The following is a 20,301-nucleotide window of genomic DNA, read 5'->3' as shown; positions in this document are numbered from 1 at the left end:
CCTAAGGTGACGAAGGCGAGGGAGGATGAGGTGCGCCAATTCCGAAAGGGGGTGCAGTGGAGCGGTCCTGACGACGTCTTACCGAGGGAATGAAAAAGGACGCCCTCCCCGGGCGTCCTCAAGTCGTTCGACCACCACTGAGCGAATCGTAATTCTCTTCTCTTTGTGCATGTTTAAGGCATGCAGATTGTGAAATGAGAGTTCGCTGGGTGGATTACTGTCCAATGAACGAGATTTCGTTCAACAGTGAGGCGACGACTTCCCCCTTCATCCAGATGTTCTGCCGATAGATTCGGACACCATTGATTTGAACGTTCTTTTTCGAAGCGTCACTACCAGTGCCCTTCAGGAAGAACGTGTATTCCTCCGACTTGGGAAGGTTCGTCGCTTCCATGGGTACTCTCGTCTTGTAGGCCAACCTTCGTGTGCCATCCTTTTTGAAGACCGGCACGCTTGCTAGGCGGTTCTCGGACATGATGGAACGGACCTCCGTCCAGGTGTTCTTAGCATCCTCCTCGATTAACTCTTCCGGCATGACGAAATGTTTGAAGCCTTGGAAAACATCGTCAAGACGATTCTGACCTTTCACCGTCTTGAACACCATGAAGAGAAGTTGTGAATCTCGCAGCTCGTAATAGATTAGTGATTTTTCATATTCGGCCTCGTCCAGCGTCTCTGTCAGGTCCAACGGGAAGAGCTTCGTGTCCTCTACGTGTGCCCCCTTCTCCGTCAGGCGTATCGACTTCATCAACAGATTGAGCTTCGACAAGAAGTCGATGTTACTCGCCTTGCCCTTCGCCCCCAACATCCTGACGATGATCAACTCCGCCATGGACTTCGGTTCCGTCCTGCCATACTTAATATCGAACGTTTCGCAAAGCTCGCGAGCAGTCCGACCAACATATTTCTTTGATATCCTCTTGAGCTCATTCTCCAGTTCCTCCATCGTCGAGATGTCCTCTGGAATCGATGCGTATGTCTTACCTACTGACTTATTGTACATGTTCGAGACGAATGCCCTTTTAATCCGGAATCGTGGTTGTTTCGGCCACTTCGGTGATGTGCCAAGGTAGGTGAGCTGCTTTCGCAAAGCGGAAGAGAGGGTGGAATAGTCCGGCTCTCCTCCCTGTTGCTCCTGTCGTAACGTCTTTATGTAGTCGCGGATCAATTCCCAGTCGTGCTGGAGTGTCAAGCGTTCCTCTTCCGAGAAGGTATGGAAATGGTAGCCGACCACTGGGAAGTCACGATATTTCGATGCAATAACGGTCTTAGGAGAAGCGTATTCGTAATAGACGAGCAATAGATTCTGGGTTTTCTTCCAGAAATGCGAATCAGGAAACGATTCTCTATCGATTTCCTCTGCCCTCACCGCCGTTATCGTGAGAGGCTCCTTTGCCTCCAGCTTCACCTTCGAGGACTGCTTTCGAGGCTTTCGCAAGCCCGTGGTCTTGACCTCGAAATCAACGCCGTCGACGATGATGTCGGGATCGGGACTTGAATTCGCCCCGTATCCTAGTAACGATTGTTCGACCACGGAACCTGCTATCCCCGTCACTTTCGTAGAAGTCTCGGTCATCTTGAACACATTATTCACGTCCACTTCGCCGAGTGTACGACCTTTCGCGTCTTCTAATAGATTGACGAGCTGAGTCCTTGTGAATTCTGGTCGTTCCATTACATCACATCCTTTTTTTTGTTTGGATTCGTTCCTCGATGAATCCTGTAGTTATATATCGGCTGAATCGCCTGGTTTGGAAGTGTGAGAATCAATCACAAGTTACGTGGGACTTTACAGAGCTCCCTTGAGACTCTTTTAATGCACCTGGTGAACTCTTCTTAGTTCGCTCTTAAGCGTACTCTTCTTCCTGTTTCGCCTCTGAGACCATGCGGAAAGGGCGACTTGCTTCAGTATAAATTCCGTGGTTATACGTTTTTAAAATCGGACGTGTAGGGAAATTCAGGTCTTAGGATGAGGTTCATATTCCTCCTGACCATAACGGAGGTGACAGAATCCCTGGTGCGATAGTCAATTGATGAATTTGGGCTACTGTATTTCTGTGATTTGTGGAGTAAATATACTTATACATACATAATTTATTATAATGATTAGAGGTTGCATCTAACAGTAGAAAGAAAAAAGTGCACTTCGACTGGTTGAGAAAGTAAATCTATGTCAGAATAGGAGCGTTTTATCAATGACAATAGTACAGATAGGGCCGACCTGTGGGATATATGCATGGTTGAATGGCCTTAAAGCGATGTTTGAGTTGGAGGAACTGACCTCTGTTGAAATGGAGAGTCTCGTATTAGAGCTTTTAAAAAATAATGAAAGAACGCTCTATAATAAGGAGGAGAAGGGTAAAACCTTCGTTGGTGAATTTTTCGCTTTAGAAGATTACATAGCATTTTTGAGTGGTAATCGTGCCTTTGTAATAGATGAAATACATAAAATTACTGGGAAGAAAATAAGTTTTGATATTTTTACGATGAAAATCAATGATTCAGAGGAATGCTTGAAGGAGCAAAAATGCTTATTCATCTGCTCGATTCTCCCTAGAAATTCACTCCTTCCATCGAGGAAAGTAGATAAGAATAAGACGATTCTACACTGGATAAGTTTTTTATCAAAGAGTGATGATCGTAAGTATAGAGTCATGGATAGTAGATATAGACGTGAGCTTAATATGTCATGGAAAAAAATATACGCGCAGCATAAGAGGCTGGATGAGGAAAAGTATTGTTGGGAAAATTTCAACAGAGAGACGAAGAAAGATGGTATATTCGCGTATTTGATGACTAGGGTGTTTCTAAAGCCGAAGAAAATGGATGAAATAAACGAGTATTTGATGACTAGAGTGAATCAAAAGGATTGTTATATCTCGCAAGGGATTTTAGAGAATGTTGACTATGAGGTTGGGGAAATCGTGTGTTTACGGGAGGTTTCGAAGTGTTCTGTTGAACGTTCGAATGAAAAGTTATCAACTGAAGTGTAAGAACAATGAAGCCCATGACAGCATAAAGGGGGAATCATTCATCTTGAGTACTTCAAGGGCATCAATTTTTTCAAAAGTGTTTCTTTGTCATGAAACCATTGCCTTCTATCATGCCTGAAGAATCTCAACTTCGAATAGATTCTCCGAAAACATCAGATACTTAAATTCGAAGAAGAGACCTCTAACCCCACTACTCCCCTCCTGCTCTCGAAAGTGTCAAAATCACCCTCACACATGGTTTCATGCATTCTAAAGCTGTTGCTCCTTCCAGACTAATAAAATCATTTTCGTGAGAAGAGCATAGAATGTATGTGGAGTATTTACTTCGGATCAGGAAGTGTGGAATATGAATTTCATCTTCAGGGATTCATCGACGACCGAGAGGGTGCGGATTGAATGAAGGGACTTTGGTCTCTTCTTTTTTTTCGTGCTGTTCGACAGGTGCCGATAAGTTTAAGGAAAAGAAATGAAGCGTATGATGAACACCATACGCTTTAGTCCATTTTGATAAGGCGAAGAATGCTTAGGATGCATTCTTCGCCTTATAGATTCGAGCTTCGTATGGTCGTAATGTATCCGTTCCATTCGATACGTTTTGTAAGAACATGCCTCGAAAGTCTAGAGATAACGGAAGTACCACATCTTCGTCCGAGTGATTCGAGACGATCACGAACCTATCTTCGTCGAGGCGACGCTCATACGCATGAATGACAGGATGTTTTGACAATAAATCCTTGAAGTCCCCATAAACCAGTGCACCATTCGTTTTCCGAAGATGGATCAAATCTTGATAGTAGCGGAACACAGAATCCTCTCGACGTAAGTCCGTCTCGACGTTCAGCTCGACATGGTTCGGGTTGACCCTCATCCATGGAACGCCGTCCGTGAAGCCAGAATCGGTCGAATCATTCCACTGCATCGGCGTACGTGAGTTATCACGACTGAGAGGTTGCAAGCTCGACAACACTTCTTGTGGATTTCGACCTTTCGCTACTTCTTCGTTGTAGCGATTCTTCATGGCGATATCTTGATAATCATCAATGGAAACGAATACGACACCGGTCATGCCGATTTCCTCCCCTTGATAGATGTACGGCATCCCGAGGAGCGTATGCGTGAGTGTCGCGAGCATCTTCGCGGATGCTACACGATATGTCTTATCGTCGCCATAACGTGTCACCTGGCGCGTATGATCGTGATTGTTCAAGAATTGTGAGTTCCATCCTCGTCCCTTCAATCCCTCATACCACTCTCGCTGGATTTCCTTGAAGCGAAGCATGTCCCATTTCGGCATCTCGTCGGCGATCCGGAAGTGGAACAAGGTATCGAGTTCGCATCGTGACTCGTCGACGTAGAGCGCCCCCTCGGCTGGCGTCACGAACGGGATTTCACCGACCGTCATACAGTCATAGTGACGGAGTACCTGCTCGTGCATCTCTTAAAGATAACTATGGATGCCGGGATTGTTCGCCAGGTAACTGAGGTCGTACGGATTCTCGACGTCTGATAAGTCTGTTCGTTTCGCGAGCAGGTTGATGACATCCATCCGGAAACCATCGATGCCCTTGTCGAGCCAGAATCGCATCATCGCATAGATTTCGTTCCGTAAGTCTTCATTCTCCCAATTCAGATCAGGTTGTTCGACGGCGAACGAATGATAATAATACTGTCCACTCTTCCCCTCGTACTCCCAGCAGGAAGGCGCGAAGTAGGAACGCCGTTTGGTGCCTCATCATTGATTGGGTCGTGCCAGATGTAATAATCCCGTTTCGGGGAGTCCATCGAGGTTTTCGACTCTAAGAACCAGGGATGTTGGTCCGATGTGTGGTTGACGACGAGGTCCAGGATTACCTTGAGTCCGACTGCATAGTCTTTTTCTAGCAGCCGCTTTAAATACTCCATCGTATCCGCTTTTTCCATGATGTTATAGTAATGTCAATATTCATTGAACTTGTCTAGTAACACATAGAATGGGGTTAAGCTACACCACGTTTGCTTCGAGTGCTTTCGTAATAAGGTAACTTCCAACGGACACACTCTAAATCACAATATACATTATCACCTAAAGATTTTTTTAAAATCTGAATTAAAATAATTCGATTGTGAAATCTCTTGCATCTATAAATACTAGATAAACTTCGATCAATACATTACAATCCTCGATTCCTATTTTGAACATTCCTGCTACAAAAAATACTTCGATTCTAGCAAAGATATCCACGACACCGACACAATTCATTAAGGTTATTTTCAAGTAATTTCATTGTCTATACTACTAAGAAAAATCGATTAATTACTAAAGTAACAATTAAATTGAATTCCATAGGTATCAATTAAGTGTGAATCTGTTGAAACGATGACTTGTTTCATTGAATCAGTTAATTTACTTCTAGAAACTCCAGGCTGAACGATTGAGATATTTAATCGAGTTTCAAAGCCTGATTGAATCATTTTTTTTAAGGTATTCAATATATTTAAGCCCCCTTTTTCGAATCTAGAACTTGAATGACTTTTTCTTCTAGCATTTTCACGATAAATCATACGATCAATCAGTTCAATGATGTTATCGTTCCAAATAATCGATTTTTCTGCTTGACCACATACTTCATATAAGTCTTTAACTCTAGCACCGGGTTTAACTCCATCTGAATATTTGCAGTGATATAAATTAAATGTTACATCTTTCATCTTTTGATTAATTTGGATTGAGACAACATCTGCTATTTCTCCGGAACCATCATCATCAAAGATAACATCTGATGATTGATCTACAATGTTATGAATCGTAGCATACTGAATAGAGTCAGGTTTTTTGTTAATACCTTGAGATTCAGATTTAATATCGACACCAAGTTGAATCCAATTGATTGGTATTATTTTATTTGGATTTAATTCAATATTTTTTTTAGGATTGACAGTAATGCTTAAATTTTCTTGTACAACAACGACTACACCATTATTTTGAATAAATGATATTTCAGGAGCATTATCAAACAAATAGTCTGTTGCGCTTACCTTCTTAGTTCGACTAATAAGTATAAATAATTCATCACCTTCGATTTGTGAGAAAGAAAATGAGTTTTTTTCGATACTTTGTGCAAAAACATATTTGCGTTCATTTATCCATAGTTCAAATTGAAGTTTTTCTTTTATAATTTTTGGATTTTTTAATTCAGCATTAAAAAATGGATAATGTTTATTTTCTTTTTCAATATAAAATTGCTTACTCAGTGAATTGGATGTTTCGATGGATTCAGGTAATAAAATTTTATATGGCGTACCCTTAGGAAATTTATTAATTGGTTCTGAGACTAGCGAATTTTCAAAAATTTCAGTGGTACTAATACTATCGTCTAATATTTTTGAGCCAATTAATTTGCACCATTCCTTCCAAAAACCAATGCTTTCAACCCATCTCATCCATACTTTTCCTTTATAAGAACAACCAATGCTGATTCTATTTCCATTCTGATATCCATAGCCAAACAAATTTGATTTAATTGAACCAGCAGATATTGATTCATTAATTCCAGATTTAATATCAGATCCAGTAAACATTCTAAAACTTATTCGTCCGCTTGGTTGTTGCTTTAAACCTAGTGTTCCAATCATTAAACGATTGATATCGCTTAAACTTCGATAAATTACATCCCCTTTAATAGCGGATGTTTCTTTAAAGATTTTTTCGATGAGTTTGTTCCCTTTACTGACATCGGTTTCATGTATATGAATCAACTTTTTCTCTTTATCATAAAAAACAACAAAGAAATCATAACCATATTGAAAGATATTTTTTTGATCTGACCAATGCACTCTAGATTCAATTTCTTCGATGAAAATAAAAACATTATCTTGTTCATTTATCAAGTTTGTTGTTCTAGTTTTATCTAATACATCTTCCCAACGATCTATATCAATTTCCGCAGAAAAATTTCTAAAAATGCGAGTACTTATTTTAAGTTTTATTTGAGACAAATCAATATCTTTCACATGACCTTTTTTAAAACTACTGTAAAATTCATCTGTTTCAATTTCTTTAGAAATAGCATTGCTTGAATGAATATTTAAAAGTTGATTCCAATCAGAGTTTTGGTGATAGAGTTCCTCAACGGATTCTTTCAAATCGTCTATTGCAATATTAGTTACTAATTTAGCGTTTCCTAGCTTCTTTTTTCCAGATCTAGCGAATCTACCAATGAACTGTAGAGTTATAGGTAAAGATTTGTATTTGTCATGAATAGCTGCAATTTTTAACGTCGGGATATCTATTCCTTCTCCAAACATGTCAACGCATACCACGATTTTAGATTTACCGTTCTTGATAGATTGCATCTTTTCTTTTCGTTCAGCTGCAGGAATATTTGAATGGATTACAACCGGATTAAGATGAGTAAACTTCGAATAAATCTCTTTAAACAGTTCATTCGCTCTTTTTTGAGTGTTTGCTCTAGCTAATAAAATATGATTGAATCCTTCATCTATATCTTTTTCCAAAAGTTTAATTGAAATGTTTGCAATTTCTAAATCAGATTTTTGCTCGTCGAATTCTTTAATAGGATAAAAGTCGATAGGCATAAAATATCCGGCATTTTGAGCTAATGAAAGATTGTAATTAAAAATGATTTTTCCATCAATCTTTTTTCCGTCATTTCTAAATGGAGTAGCTGTAAACTGTAGTATTTTATTTCCTGTAAACATCTCTCTGACTAATGACCACTCTTTTGCTGCTAAATGATGAGCTTCATCAAAGAACACTACATCTACTTTCTGAACTAATTGTTTCATTATTTTTGGCGACATAGAACTTAGCATTCTAGGAGTCGTAACAATAATATTAGACATTAAAATATATTCAAGTAACAAATCTTCGTCTTCTTTTTTAGGTTTTGATTTATACATTAAAGTTGTAGGTAGTAATGCTTTTTTTGATATCATTTCTAATTCAGGTAAAATCCCAAAATTTTTAGCACCCTCGTAAAGCTGTTCTCTTAAATAGTTTGAGGGAACAACAATAAGAGATGAAGTAATTCTTTCAGAGACTATTGTAGAAAAAATAGTTTCAGATTTGCCGGTACCAGTAGGTAAAACAATAGTAGCTGGAGTGGATGAAGTAGTCCAATGAGCTCGAATAGCAGATAATGCACCAAATTGAGGTACTCTTAATCCAATTTCTTCTTTCTCTCTAGATACTTTTTCTATGTAGTTATCTTTCCAGCTGTCTGAAATTTCTTCTGGACTTATAAATATATCTTTATCATCAGTAGTAATACTCAATCGATTTAATCCTAATTTTTTCTCATAACTTTTAAATTTAGACAAAATAATCACTACTTTCACAATTTAATATGAAGGAAAATAAAATAAAAAAAGTTAAAAAATGAAATTAATTTTACTTCATTTTAATAATATGGATTTAAAACCATATTATCTCTTTTCTATGAAAGTTAGCAATAGATGCGAAATAACATAAATGTGGTTACTTAATTTGATACGATTTTCGCATTCAATTTTCCTGAAATGACTTAGCTAAATTTTGAGTTATAATAATCATTTTACATATTAAAATATTTTACAATTTGAATACATATTCACCGTACCAAGTCTAATTTTATAAAATTAGACTTGGTGCAACTAGTATCGTCATTATTCGACATATGTAATAAAGTTGACATATTAAAATATAAGTTGAATTAACAGAATAATCTGTTATATTCTAGCTATCACCAGGAAGACATTGTTATAAAGCAATTCTCAAAGGAGAGGAGCATGTGTATGTACCGATTCGGAGAATGGTTAAGACATGAACGTCTAGAACATGGTTGGAGTCAGGTCGAGTTAGCAGAAAAGACGTATGGAGAAATTTCGCAGGCAACCATCAGTGCTTACGAGCGGAATCGTTCACTTCCTTCCATCCTTGATGTCCAGATTCTTGCGACAGCCTGTGAACAGACACTTGGATCCATTCCTTGGGATGAATTCGACTTGAGGATGGAAAAGAAACAAAACTGGTCAAATCTGAAGCGGGAACGTTTCGATTTAGCAGAACTCCCGCTCGCGGATTCTGTCCGCACATTCGATGGTAAGACGTATCAGTTACACGGGCGGATCGCCATTGAAAAAGAGACCAAGGAGACTCGAGAAATCGCCCAACTCTATTACCGGATCCGGACTGTTGTTGGGGAGAATCAAGTCATCGCAAAAAGGAAGCATCCGGATGACGAATTGATTCATGTCTCCCGTCGCAAACTAGTCCATCAGTAAGGTACCTATGTACGTATGTTGAGATTTACTTATCAAATAACACGAAACACGACAAGAGGAATCGATGACCGTAGCAGCATATCGCTAAGGACAGTCACTCCAATCACATACCGGCGTGTCCCTCATGTGTGACCGGATGAGCGGGATATACGCAGAAATGGTTCGGCGAGAGTCGCCTAAAACTCGCCCACAGGTCACGTATTCGTTGAGGGTCATCGAAAAACCCTAAACAGACGTCCGATATCGGATGTCAGAGTTCGTGGGGAAACCTGCTACAAACCCACCGACTTGCTTGACTCCGACTGTCCTTAAGGATGTGCTGCTGCGCATCGACCTCAAGGAAGGAGTGTACGCTATGCCGACACGTGAACAGAAGCAGAATAAGACCTTTGCCGAGAAGTTGCTCCGGATCCAAGGGAAAGACTATGAGGAGTGGCTCGACGCCCAACATCAACTCGTCATCCAAGAGAACCAGGAACTGATCTTAGAAGCACTCGACTCAAAACTGAACTTCACATCGCCTGCATCCGCGTCACGGGATTGAGAGGAGGAAAACAGATGGGATTGAATGAGACAGGACTCAGCTTACTCCAGTTCTTTCAAGGACTTGCCGTCATCGCGGCAGCGATTGCTTTCGCGGTCGGTGGATTCTATTTTATCTTTGGTGGGGATCGCGGGCGTTCGAAAGCAGTTGGTTGGCTCGTCGGCGGTGCCGTCGGCCTAATCATCGTCATGGGTGCCTTCACGCTCGCTGAGATGGTCAACGATAACATCAAATTCTAATTGAACAAGCGATCAAACAGACCGTCATTCCAAACTGGATGGCTTTTTTTATTGCCTGCGTTACGATGTCTCGCTTCAAAGGAGGAGAATGTATGCTCTTTGTCCGTTTTACCGACGTACCAAAAGAAAGCTTTCCGAACTATGAGCGTCTTCCATATGAGGAGGCGCTTTTATTATCGACTCAAGTCCATCAGGAAGCTCAGCAAGCCAACGAACGCTTCGCGAGCGAGTTCCGGATCTTTGATGATGTCGACCAGCTCGTCTATAAAGGAACGTTCCAGTTTGGTGACCCGACCTACCCGAACCTTTATCTGCAGCTGAAGGATCGGATTCCGCGTATTCGGATCCGAAAGGAGGATGCGACGAAGAAAATCCTGTTACTTGAGAACTTGGAACGTCTGACGCCAGAATCCTATAAGACGATGACGACGTCAGCGATTCAGCAACATCCGGACGCGACACACGTCTCCCGTTTACGTCGCGGACAACGGCGCCTCGTCTATGGCGTCAGTGGTGTCAGTCTGTTGCTCCTCGGTACGCTATCCGTTGTCCAACTGGTACAACCGGATCCACCCATTGGTGTCCAAGCTGCAACGTCAGAGTGGCAACCGCTATATGAAGCAGCGTTGACTGGAGAGACGGAGCCGCTCATGCAGCGTCTGGAAAAACAAAAGTCATTGAGTAACGAACAACAACAGTTTCTCATTACCCAGTATGTCGAAAGAGAAGACTATGATCAGGCGGTTGCTGTGACGAACGATCCGATCGATGTCGAGACGATTATTATACAGTCGAAGCCATTCGCAACAGACCGTCAAGAGACACTGCAAGCGTTCCAAGCGGTCTACCCAACGGATGAAGGGACCTTCGATCTCGCCATCCTAAAGAAAGACTATAAACGTGCGGTCTCCATCCCGGACATCGAGATGACGACTGCGCGCAAGGAGGCGAAGACACGTGCCTACATCGCGTTGAAAGATGTGACAAATGCACAAGAAAGCGTCAAGCTGGTTCAAAACGAACAACTGAAACAACAAGTGGCAACGCTCGTCCAATTAGATGAAGAGATTCAAGCACTCGAAGATCAAAAACGACAGTTATCCGAGAAGACAGACAAAAAAGAGCTGGAGAAGCTCAACGAGTCGCTCGAAGCGAAGCAAAGACAAGCGTCTTCAATTTTTTAATGAAAGTGTGGTGATTGAAATAATGATGAACTTCTCACTTCGTTCTCTCTTTACATCCGCTTGGCTGTGGCGATGTTTTGCCTTTTTGATTGCTTTACCACTTCTCTTGTTCTTAATACTCAATGTGGCGTTTCAATTTCTACAAGAGACAATCAAAAATCTCTTTCAGGACGGGAAGTTGACGACCGGTTCCCCGCTACAATACGAATCCAGTTGGTGGACGACGCTCGCCTGGTCATCTTCCCTCGCTTTCGCAATCTTTGGTGTCTGCTTCCTGTTTGGTTGCTATCTCTTGTTGAAGTATTGGCTCAACTTCCGTGATCTCAAAGCAGCACAGAAAGGAAGTGCCCGCTTCACGACGTTCCAAGAGCTGAAACAGCAGTATCGGGATGTGCCGGACCGTAAGGAGACCTACAGCGGATCCGGTGGTGTCCCTGTCGGTCGCTACCGTGACCGTCTCTACATCGATGACAGTGCCGTCAATAATCTCGTCATCGGGACGACCCGATCGGGTAAAGGCGAGACGTTCGTCTTCTCGACGATTGACCTCTACAGTCGTGCTGAACGCCAAGCGAGCCTGATTATCAATGATCCAAAAGGTGAACTATTCGCTGCCTCCAAAGAGACACTCGAGGCACGCGGCTATCAGGTCGAAGTCCTGAATCTGATGAATCCGTCGCAATCGATGTCCTATAACCTGTTGCAACTGACAATCGACGCGTATTTAGACGAGAACTACTCCCTCGCCCAACAATATGCCCGTTCGGTCGCCTACATGCTCTATCATGACCCGAAGGCGAAGGATCCGTTCTGGAGTAACTCCTCAACAGACCTCTGTACCGCCTTGATTCTTGGACTTTGTGAACAGGCGAAACACGAACCGGAGAAGATCACGATGTATAACGTCGCCCTGATGCTGTCCGATCTCGGATCGCGGACGGTCACGGATGACATGGGTCAGGAACAATCGGCGCTCGACACCTTCTTCGCGGCGTTCCCAGAGAATCATCCGGCACGCATGCAGTATGCGACGCTTCATTTCTCCGGTGGCCAGACCCGTGCCAGTATCCTCGCGAACACGAATGCCAAGCTCGGGATCTTCACCCTCGATGCGACGGCACGATTGACGGCACAAAACTCACTCGACATGAAATTGATCGGTTTCAACCGTTGGATTCGCGGGCGTGCCCTTCCCTTGTCACGGCTGACGTTCCACTTCCCAAGCGGAAGGCAGCTCGCCTTGACGACAGACGACGATGGGAGTTTCGTGCTGCATCACGAAGAAACACTCGAGGTCGGATCTACTATCACAGTGGAAAGTGAAGGGCAAAAGTATACTGTGGCACTATCCGGTTGGAAAGGCGAGGTGACTGGAATCTTCGACGGTACGACCGATGCCCCGATCGACATCCGGGAGATCCGCCAGCACCCGCGTCCGGTTGCTGTGTTCCTGATCGTTCCGGACTATGATCCGACGCTAAACGTCATCGCCTCACTGTACGTCAAACAAGTCTATACCTCACTGGCTCGCGTCGCTTCGCAAGCGACGAGTGGACGGTGTGAACGCCAGGTCATCTTTCTCCTCGACGAATTCGGGAACATGCCGGCGATCGAAGGAATGGCGAACATCATCACCGTCTGTCTCGGTCGGAACATCCGCTTCAACCTCATCATCCAGTCCTACGCCCAACTCGAGAATCTGTACGGGGAGGATTGGAAGACAATCGATGGGAACTGTGGGAATACGCACTACTTGTTGACGGCAGACGAATCGACGGCGGAATTGATTTCGAAGAAGCTCGGCGAACAGACGATTGTCACGAAGTCGCGTTCCGGACAGACCTTCTCACTCTCGAAATCGAAGACGGAAAGCGTTGATGGCCGGCGCTTGCTGACGGCAACAGAAGTGATGGGACTGAAGGAAGGCGAGATGCTGATCATCCGCGTCATCAAGCGACAGGATAAACAAAAGAGACGGATCCAGTCCTATCCCCTCTTCCTGACCGGACGGACAGCGATGAAATACCGCTATGAATACTTAGCGGATGACTTTAATACAGAACGTTCCATCAATGATCTCGTGATTCCATGCGCACATGCCCATCTCGACCTGAATACACTCCAAATCCCGTTCCAACTCGGTACCTCAGTTGCATTGAAGAACATTCAGACGGATGAGGAGACATCTGATGCAACAGAATGGCGTGTCTGTGATGTCCTGCAACCAAAAATCCTACGCTCAATCTTCGAGACGACGGAATACGATACCCTATCTATCACGGCGTTCGAACAAGGAATCACAGACAAAACGATTCCCGTAACTGACAACCAGCGTCACTTTTTGAAGACGATCATCAGCAAACGACTCGAGAAACTTCGGCATGGCGTCTAAGGAGGGCATCATATGACAGAACTGACACGCACCGAACGCGTCCAGCGCGAACTCCGGGTCATCGCGACCATCATCAAGGAGAACAAGAAGCGCCTCCGTCGTGGTGAAGTATTGAATATCCAAACCCAAGATGGCTTTTTAGTCGTATTTGAGGAAGAAGACCCAGACTCAGGCGACCGAAAAACTGTTACGCTTATAGACACATTCGATTTCCGGGTCCATGTCAGCAATGATGACCTGACAGGTCCGGAACAGGTGTCATCATAGGAAAAGGGGTGGAGGCATGCAAGCGAAACGAGTACTCTCCGGACTATTGATTTCCTCTGCGTTACTTTTAGTCGGTTGTAGTGAAGAAACGTCGAAAAATACATTAGCTCAGATACAAGATTCTGAAGTTGATAAGATGATGAATGGTAAAAAAGACGGTATCTTATTAGTGGTAAAAGAAACTGATGGAGAATTTGAGAGTTACGTCGATAAGATTAAAAACATCTCTGAAGAAAAGAACAAATCGGTGAAGATGTACAATACATTCCAACCTGATGGAAAAGAATTAGTTAACAGAGATACTTTTGAATACACATCCGAATTAAAAGGAGAGCGTCTATACTTCATTAAGGATGGTGAAGTACAAGACGAGCTAAATATTAATGTTCTTACTGGAACTCAACTGAACGATGAAGTCGAAAAATTTATTGATCAGAACAGTTAATAAGGAGTGAATCTTATGACAGATTCCGAGCTAATTTCAAAGTTCAAAGACCTTGAGGATGTTTTTAATCTCAGTAATCTTGTAAATGATGCACTAAGGACTGTTGGATGGATATTAGTTCGGGGACTTGCTGTCATAATTGATGGATTAGAAGAAGTAACGAACACTATCCTTTTAACAAAGACATTCTTTAATAATCCAGAAGTGGTTGAATTCGTTCAGACGATTCAACCTTTTTTATATGTCATCTTAGCTGGTAGCTTTCTTTTTACAGGCTATTTGATTATCTTCCAAAAGAAGTTTGATCGGGAAGGCTTCTTAATCAACGTGTTTATCACTCTTTTAGTCCTAGGGCTACTTTCCCCTACGATGATAAAAGTAAATGATTTTTCAGATGAAGCGATTGCACAAACTAATTCGAGCAGTTTGTATGACGACAATGACTCTACGATTTCAAATAAGATATTACTTCAGAACATCCATGATTTAGTACTCTACGATAAAAAAGATTTTAAAGTACCTGGACAAAAAGAAAAAATGAATAACATTCCTGAATCATTAGTTAAAAATCTGAGAGTCAACGAAGTCTTCAATCAAAATGATTTTGCGCTTTCTGATACAGGTATTAAACTTTCCGAGAGTTTTGTGATGTGGGATGGAAAAGAAGCTGTATTAGGCGAACTCGATCAAAGTGGCGTTGAATGGAACAACCAATATTACTATCGGTATCACCCGAACTGGCTGACAATCCTCGTCACGCTTGGGGTGGTGGGTTTCACCCTCTTCTCAATTGCCTACAAGCTGGCTCGACTCTCGTTCGAGTTGGCTTTTAATTATGTCTTGGCGATTTTGATAGCACCCGCTGATCTACACAGCGGACAAAAGACGAAGAAGGTCATTCAAAGCATCTTGAACACCTTTCTCGTCATCATTCTGATCTTCGTTTCGATCAAAATCTATACGATTGGAACGGCATACTTGGCTGATACACTGGACGGACTCGCCTATTTGATTGCGTTGATTGCCTTCTCTGCCGCTTTGATTGATGGACCAAACATGGTCGAACGTCTCTTCGGGATTGATGCCGGTCTGAAGCGCGGTTGGGGTGTCGCACTCGGTGCGTATGCTGTCGGAAAAGGAACAGCGAAAGCGGGCGCTCGTGTCGCCGGTCAGACGATGAAGATGGCATCACGCCCTGCCACTCCTTCTGTCTCGGAAGCAGCAAGTACGAAGTTACCACCGAACCCGCCACCGAATGGCGGTACACCCGTGAGTCGTCCAGATCGTTCGCCTGAGAGTGTTCCGACTCCATCACAAGCACAAGAGCGGACATCTCGTTCAACAGGACCAGAGAACCAACAAATTGAGTCAGTTGAGATGACAATGCATGGTACGGCGCAAGAGGCTCATACTGCAGCACCACCCGAATCCGTTCCACATCGCCCAGACTCTGACGCACAAGCAAAACCTGTGCCATCGACTTCGCAATCGACAATACCTGCTACGCAACCAAAGACTTTCGATTCACCGATGAATGAAAGAAATGCCAACTCATCTGATGCATTCGAGTCACCTGAAATGTCTAGTTCCTCTCAACCAGTTTCACCATCTGTGGAGACTTCTACAGTAAATCGTAAGCCAGTAACGTCTTCAGTGGATTCGACACCGTTCGACAAAATGACTACTAGCGCGCCCGCTCATTCTGTGGAGACAACAGAGAATGTGTCTCCGAGCGTCGCCTTGTCTAGCTCTTCCAGCGGCTCACCATCCATCAGTGAATCGTCGCAGGAGACGTCATCCGGAACACAGCGACAACGAAAGTCGATCTATCAGACACTGGAAACCACGACGCAGAAAGAACTCAAGCATGTTGAACAAGCCCAGACGCGCGTGACACAGGAATCGTCCCGGATGTACTCAACAGATGTTCCGCGTCTAGATCCGAAAAAGGAGTGAGAACATGCAACAGCGCCAATACCGGATTCCGAACGAAGTCACGACCGAACTGAAAATCAACAAGATGCTCTATCTCTATGATTTACTGTTCCTCGTCGCCTTAATCATCGTCCGCTTAATCGCCCTGCCGTTCATCCCGGACATCTTGCATCTCCCGTTCACGTGCTTCCTCGTTGGCTTCGGACTCTTTCTCGTCATCCGACCGACGACGAATCCGGAAAAGCGGATGGTCCACGTGCTCTATTACGCACTCATCAAGAAGAAAGACACCTATATCGCGTTGGCCGACCGGAATGAATCTTCGAAAGGAGCGTGATCAGATGAGTTTATCGGAAGATACACGATTGAAAACAAGTCCTACGAACGATATCACCTGGCTCGATGAGGTTCAGTTGACGACACCACCAGCACGCAAGGAGAAGTGTGTCCGCATCCCATCGTCTGTCGCCTCCATTTTGCCGATTATCGACTCAACAGCGCTCGATGTTTTCGAGATGCAGGACGGGACGTTTTGCGACATCATTCAACTGACTTCAAAGGATATTTACGGACTATCTGAGACGGAGAAGGACCATGACATCTTCTCCCTCGCCTATCTCTTACAGGCGTATGTCCATCCATTGAAGGTAATTCCGCTCAATACACCGCTTAATCTAGAAAAACAGAAACAACGGATCGAACGACAGCTACGACAGAATCAGATTGCCGCCTATCGTCCGTTTCTTCAAAAGAAGAAACAAGAACTGATCTACCTTGAGGAGCATCGCACGAATCGCGATTATCTCCTCTTTTTTTATGCTCCGGACGAGGCGATGCTTCGGGAACGGAAGCATCAATTGACGAAACTCCTTCGACGCAGCAACCCGATGGTCGAACTGACGATCGAGCAGAAAATCCATGTATTGTTCCAACTGCACAACCCGAATACGAAACCAACCCAGGACGGAAAGGAGTGATGGCATCATGTGGCGTACGCGTTTTCTACGGAAGCAAGATCCGGATACGATCAAACAACAGGACGGCTACAATCCGACATTCGTCCAAGCGATCCAGCCGCAAGGCGGACTACGCTTCGAACCGAACTATGTCCGGACCGGTGACGGTTATCTCGCCTGCCTCCATGTCTATAAGTATCAGTCGACCGTCTATGATTTCTGGCTCGAGCCAATCCTTAACCTGCCCGGTGTCCTGACGACGCTCGACATCGGGACAGCGGACAAGCGAGAGATGATCCGGACGATCAATAAGTCGATGGCCGAGCAGAATACGCGCTTCGAGAATGCGAAAGATAATGTCGCCCGGATTGATGCGCGCGAGACGTACAAAGAACTGAACGAACTCTACGAACAGATCACGCAGGGTGAGACGATGAAGTACTTGCATCTCCGACTCTACGTCAAAGCGAAGACACTCGAAGCACTCGAACGACAAGTCCAGGATGTGATGGAGGAACTCGAAGCACGGAACTTCCGCGCTGCTGTCTTCCTCAACGAACAGGAGTGGGAATGGCAGAGCCTGTTCCTCAGCTATGAGCAACAGCAAAAACTGCCGAACCATCGTCGGGGCAAAGAGATTCCTTCGCTCTCGATCGCAGGTGGTTATCCGTTCCACTTCACGTCGCTGCAGGATCCGACCGGTACCTATTACGGGACGACCGACACGAACGGGAGTGTCATCTTCGACTTGTTCCATAAGGATAAGCAACGGAAATTTTACAACGCGCTGATGATTGGGAAGATGGGTTCCGGGAAGTCGACGTTGCTCAAAAAGACGGTCCTCGATCAAGCAATCAAAGGCAATCACGTCCGCATCTTGGACGTGACAGGTGAATTCTCCGACCTCGTGCGGCAACTTGGTGGGAAAGAGATCGCACTCGACGGTTCCGCCGGGCGGATCAATCCGCTGCATGTCTATAAGACGGTCACGCATGCCGACGGCTCTGCGGATGAAACACTCTCGTTCATGCAACACCTGTCGAAGATTGCGGTCTTCTATCACTACATCAATCCGGCAGCCTCCCAGGAAGAAGCGAACGAGTTCGAGATTCTGCTTCGTCAGCTCTACCTTGAAAAAGGGCTCTGGAACGAGGACGGTGACGCCCCGATCACGACGCATCCAGCGAACAGCTATCCCATCTTCTCCGATTTTTTGACGCTTGTTCGTTCAGAGTTATATGCCGATGCAACACGGACATCGATCCGCGAGACCATCAGCACGAATCGTGTCAGACGGCTAGAGAACATCGAACTCGCCATCACGAATCTTGTCCATAACTACGGCAACATCTTTGATGGGCATTCTTCGATTGAGCGGTTCGATGAGGAAGCGATCGTCTCATTTCCGCTACGCAACCTGACGAATCTGAAGGATGAGATTTTTCAGGCACAGGTCTTCAACCTGATGAACATGCTCTGGGACGGGATGATCCTCAACGGTGCCGGACAACTGCGTAGCTACAACCAGGGCGAGGTGTTGATCGAGGATGCCTTCAAGTATCTGATCGTCATCGATGAGGCGCATCATCTGATCAATACGCGCGATATCGCCCAACCGGCGATTCTATACCTGCAACAGTTCATGCGCGAAGCGCGGAAATACTTCGGCGGCATCTTCTTCGCCTCGCACTTGATCACGGACTTCGTCCCGACCGGTTCGAAGTCGGAGAACGCCGAGAACGTCAAGACACTGTTCCAGCTGACGCAGTATAAGTTCATCGGCGAGCAGGATGCTGAGAGTATCCCGACGATCCAGACCGTCTTCGACGGACAACTGACCGAGAGTGAGACGCGGTTGATCCCGTCGCTCGAGACCGGACGCATCGTCCTTAGTATCTCCGGTGTGAAGACACTGATCTTCGATGTCGATGTCTCACCCGAGGAGCTGACCTTGTTCGGAGGTGGTGCCTGATGTGGAGTACGGTCCGGGAGTCGGCACGTGTCGCCGTCCGGATGAAATGGCGACTCCTGACCTTAAAGTATCGTCTGATTGCGCTTGGTATCGCACTCCTTCTCCTTCTGCTGATCATCATCGTCGCAGGCATTCTCGACACGTTGACTGGGATCGAGAACGATCAGGCGACGGAGACACCGATCGCTTACTCGGACACCAGCTTACAGGTTAGTGATGATGTTCTACAATATCGTGAGGCGATTGCGCGTGAATTAAAGAAAGAACAACTTGAAGGACAGACGAACGTCGTCCTTGCCTTGATGATGCAGGAGAGCGGCGGACGCGGGAACGATCCGATGCAAGCGAGTGAATCCAAATGCGGACGGATTGGTTGTATCACTTCTCCCGATGAGAGCATTCGTTATGGGGTGAAACACTTCGCATCCGTCTTCCGACAAGCGAACCAAGACGTCAAGTTAACACTCCAGAGTTACAACTTCGGGAGCGGCTTCATTGATTACGTCCAAGAAAAAGGTGAACGCTATACGAAACAACTTGCAATCTCTTTTTCACAGATGATGTACCAACGCGTCAAGAAAAGTGGCATCTATCAATGTCATCGTCCGAGCGCGATCGAGCATCAAGCCTGTTATGGCGACATCGAATATGTTGATGCCGTCCTCCGTTATCTGACGCCGACGGTACTGGCAGAAGGCAAGACGGGACCGATCAAAGGGAAACTCCACGCCCCCCTCGACATCCCGTTGCAGATGACGTCGGGATTCGGATTACGGATCGTTTTCGGAAAGACGGACGTCCATACGGGCATCGATTTCAGTTGCCACGATACCGATACCGTCCACGCCGTCCGCTCCGGTACCGTTACCTATAGCGGCTTACGCGGACCGTACGGGCAGTTGATTCAGATCAAACAAGGGGAATGGATTACCGCTTACGCGCACCTTTCCGCGCGCCAAGTCAAGGCGGGTCAGAAAATCGAAGCCGGACAAGCGATTGGGATGTGCGGTTCGACCGGACGTTCGACCGGAAACCATCTGCACATCGAATTTAAGACGAGTGATTGGTCCGGACACATTGATCCGGCACCACTCTTTTCTCTATAAGGAGGGA

At 44.9% G+C, this 20,301-nt stretch carries 15 protein-coding genes and 1 pseudogene; 13 read left to right on the top strand and 3 right to left on the bottom strand.

Annotation, left to right across the window (positions count from 1 at the left end; all coding sequences use genetic code 11):
* Positions 1 to 214 precede the first annotated feature (214 nt).
* On the bottom strand, positions 215 to 1,675 hold the full coding sequence (locus tag KNP98_RS13530) for a MutH/Sau3AI family endonuclease (RefSeq protein WP_214811915.1): 1,461 nt from the start codon (positions 1,673 to 1,675) through the stop codon (positions 215 to 217).
* Positions 1,676 to 2,195: 520 nt separating this feature from the next.
* Between KNP98_RS13530 and KNP98_RS13525 the strand changes: the two genes are divergently transcribed.
* Positions 2,196 to 2,993: a hypothetical protein gene (locus tag KNP98_RS13525; RefSeq protein ID WP_214811912.1), complete on the top strand. Its 798-nt coding sequence runs from the start codon at positions 2,196 to 2,198 to the stop codon at positions 2,991 to 2,993.
* 523 nt (positions 2,994 to 3,516) lie between these two features.
* On the opposite strand, the pseudogene KNP98_RS13520 reads toward KNP98_RS13525, so the two are convergent.
* Both KNP98_RS13520 and KNP98_RS13515 read right to left on the bottom strand, forming a co-directional pair.
* A pseudogene (locus KNP98_RS13520) lies at positions 3,517 to 4,925 on the bottom strand (alpha-amylase family glycosyl hydrolase); the annotation flags it as partial.
* 357 nt (positions 4,926 to 5,282) lie between these two features.
* A complete protein-coding gene (locus KNP98_RS13515; RefSeq protein ID WP_214811909.1) occupies positions 5,283 to 8,312 on the bottom strand; it encodes a DEAD/DEAH box helicase in 3,030 nt (1,009 codons plus the stop codon).
* 453 nt (positions 8,313 to 8,765) lie between these two features.
* Between KNP98_RS13515 and KNP98_RS13510 the strand changes: the two genes are divergently transcribed.
* The 12 genes from KNP98_RS13510 to KNP98_RS13455 all read left to right on the top strand — a co-directional run bounded on the left by KNP98_RS13510 (position 8,766) and on the right by KNP98_RS13455 (position 20,294).
* Positions 8,766 to 9,254, top strand: coding sequence for a helix-turn-helix domain-containing protein (locus KNP98_RS13510; protein ID WP_214811906.1), 489 nt, complete (start codon positions 8,766 to 8,768; stop codon positions 9,252 to 9,254).
* Positions 9,255 to 9,609: 355 nt separating this feature from the next.
* Positions 9,610 to 9,798 carry a hypothetical protein gene (locus KNP98_RS13505; RefSeq protein ID WP_214749308.1) on the top strand — a complete coding sequence of 63 codons (189 nt, stop codon included), beginning with the start codon at positions 9,610 to 9,612 and terminating at the stop codon, positions 9,796 to 9,798.
* 14 nt (positions 9,799 to 9,812) lie between these two features.
* A complete protein-coding gene (locus KNP98_RS13500) occupies positions 9,813 to 10,037 on the top strand; it encodes a hypothetical protein (protein WP_050678812.1) in 225 nt (74 codons plus the stop codon).
* A gap of 92 nt (positions 10,038 to 10,129) precedes the next feature.
* Positions 10,130 to 11,221: a hypothetical protein gene (locus KNP98_RS13495; protein ID WP_214811904.1), complete on the top strand. Its 1,092-nt coding sequence runs from the start codon at positions 10,130 to 10,132 to the stop codon at positions 11,219 to 11,221.
* A 22-nt stretch (positions 11,222 to 11,243) separates the two neighbouring features.
* A complete protein-coding gene (locus KNP98_RS13490; protein WP_214811902.1) occupies positions 11,244 to 13,613 on the top strand; it encodes a VirD4-like conjugal transfer protein, CD1115 family in 2,370 nt (789 codons plus the stop codon).
* A gap of 12 nt (positions 13,614 to 13,625) precedes the next feature.
* Entirely contained in the window at positions 13,626 to 13,880 is a 255-nt protein-coding gene (locus KNP98_RS13485; protein WP_088838321.1) for a hypothetical protein, read from the top strand.
* Positions 13,881 to 13,896: 16 nt separating this feature from the next.
* Entirely contained in the window at positions 13,897 to 14,325 is a 429-nt protein-coding gene (locus KNP98_RS13480) for a hypothetical protein (protein ID WP_214770819.1), read from the top strand.
* A 15-nt stretch (positions 14,326 to 14,340) separates the two neighbouring features.
* The gene (locus KNP98_RS13475; protein WP_353048594.1) at positions 14,341 to 16,281 is read left to right on the top strand and encodes a pLS20_p028 family conjugation system transmembrane protein; all 1,941 of its coding nucleotides are present in this window, start codon (positions 14,341 to 14,343) and stop codon (positions 16,279 to 16,281) included.
* A gap of 4 nt (positions 16,282 to 16,285) precedes the next feature.
* Entirely contained in the window at positions 16,286 to 16,597 is a 312-nt protein-coding gene (locus KNP98_RS13470) for a DUF5592 family protein (protein ID WP_214721979.1), read from the top strand.
* 4 nt (positions 16,598 to 16,601) lie between these two features.
* Positions 16,602 to 17,237: a hypothetical protein gene (locus KNP98_RS13465; RefSeq protein WP_214811898.1), complete on the top strand. Its 636-nt coding sequence runs from the start codon at positions 16,602 to 16,604 to the stop codon at positions 17,235 to 17,237.
* A gap of 7 nt (positions 17,238 to 17,244) precedes the next feature.
* Positions 17,245 to 19,188, top strand: coding sequence for a VirB4 family type IV secretion system protein (locus KNP98_RS13460; protein WP_214811896.1), 1,944 nt, complete (start codon positions 17,245 to 17,247; stop codon positions 19,186 to 19,188).
* Complete coding sequence (locus KNP98_RS13455; protein ID WP_251135188.1) at positions 19,188 to 20,294, top strand: lysozyme family protein; 1,107 nt, start codon at positions 19,188 to 19,190, stop codon at positions 20,292 to 20,294. Before KNP98_RS13460 ends, KNP98_RS13455 begins: the two co-directional genes overlap by 1 nt.
* Positions 20,295 to 20,301: the final 7 nt, after the last annotated feature.

It is taken from the genome of Exiguobacterium sp. s127, assembly GCF_018618695.1.
GTDB lineage: Bacteria > Bacillota > Bacilli > Exiguobacteriales > Exiguobacteriaceae > Exiguobacterium_A > Exiguobacterium_A oxidotolerans.
The sequence above is the reverse complement of the archived record's forward strand: the minus strand, read 5'-3'. Positions and strand labels throughout refer to the sequence as shown.

Bases quoted from the DNA above. Each gene is read 5' to 3' on its own strand.
- KNP98_RS13495 (WP_214811904.1), top strand. From the start codon at position 10,130: ATGCTCTTTGTCCGTTTTACCGACGTACCAAAAGAAAGCTTTCCGAAC.
- KNP98_RS13465 (WP_214811898.1), top strand. From the start codon at position 16,602: ATGAGTTTATCGGAAGATACACGATTGAAAACAAGTCCTACGAACGAT.
- KNP98_RS13485 (WP_088838321.1), top strand. From the start codon at position 13,626: ATGACAGAACTGACACGCACCGAACGCGTCCAGCGCGAACTCCGGGTC.
- KNP98_RS13525 (WP_214811912.1), top strand. From the start codon at position 2,196: ATGACAATAGTACAGATAGGGCCGACCTGTGGGATATATGCATGGTTG.
- KNP98_RS13470 (WP_214721979.1), top strand. From the start codon at position 16,286: ATGCAACAGCGCCAATACCGGATTCCGAACGAAGTCACGACCGAACTG.
- KNP98_RS13480 (WP_214770819.1), top strand. From the start codon at position 13,897: ATGCAAGCGAAACGAGTACTCTCCGGACTATTGATTTCCTCTGCGTTA.
- KNP98_RS13505 (WP_214749308.1), top strand. From the start codon at position 9,610: ATGCCGACACGTGAACAGAAGCAGAATAAGACCTTTGCCGAGAAGTTG.
- KNP98_RS13475 (WP_353048594.1), top strand. From the start codon at position 14,341: ATGACAGATTCCGAGCTAATTTCAAAGTTCAAAGACCTTGAGGATGTT.
- KNP98_RS13500 (WP_050678812.1), top strand. From the start codon at position 9,813: ATGGGATTGAATGAGACAGGACTCAGCTTACTCCAGTTCTTTCAAGGA.
- KNP98_RS13530 (WP_214811915.1), bottom strand. From the start codon at position 1,675: ATGGAACGACCAGAATTCACAAGGACTCAGCTCGTCAATCTATTAGAA.
- KNP98_RS13455 (WP_251135188.1), top strand. From the start codon at position 19,188: ATGTGGAGTACGGTCCGGGAGTCGGCACGTGTCGCCGTCCGGATGAAA.
- KNP98_RS13490 (WP_214811902.1), top strand. From the start codon at position 11,244: ATGATGAACTTCTCACTTCGTTCTCTCTTTACATCCGCTTGGCTGTGG.
- KNP98_RS13510 (WP_214811906.1), top strand. From the start codon at position 8,766: ATGTACCGATTCGGAGAATGGTTAAGACATGAACGTCTAGAACATGGT.
- KNP98_RS13460 (WP_214811896.1), top strand. From the start codon at position 17,245: ATGTGGCGTACGCGTTTTCTACGGAAGCAAGATCCGGATACGATCAAA.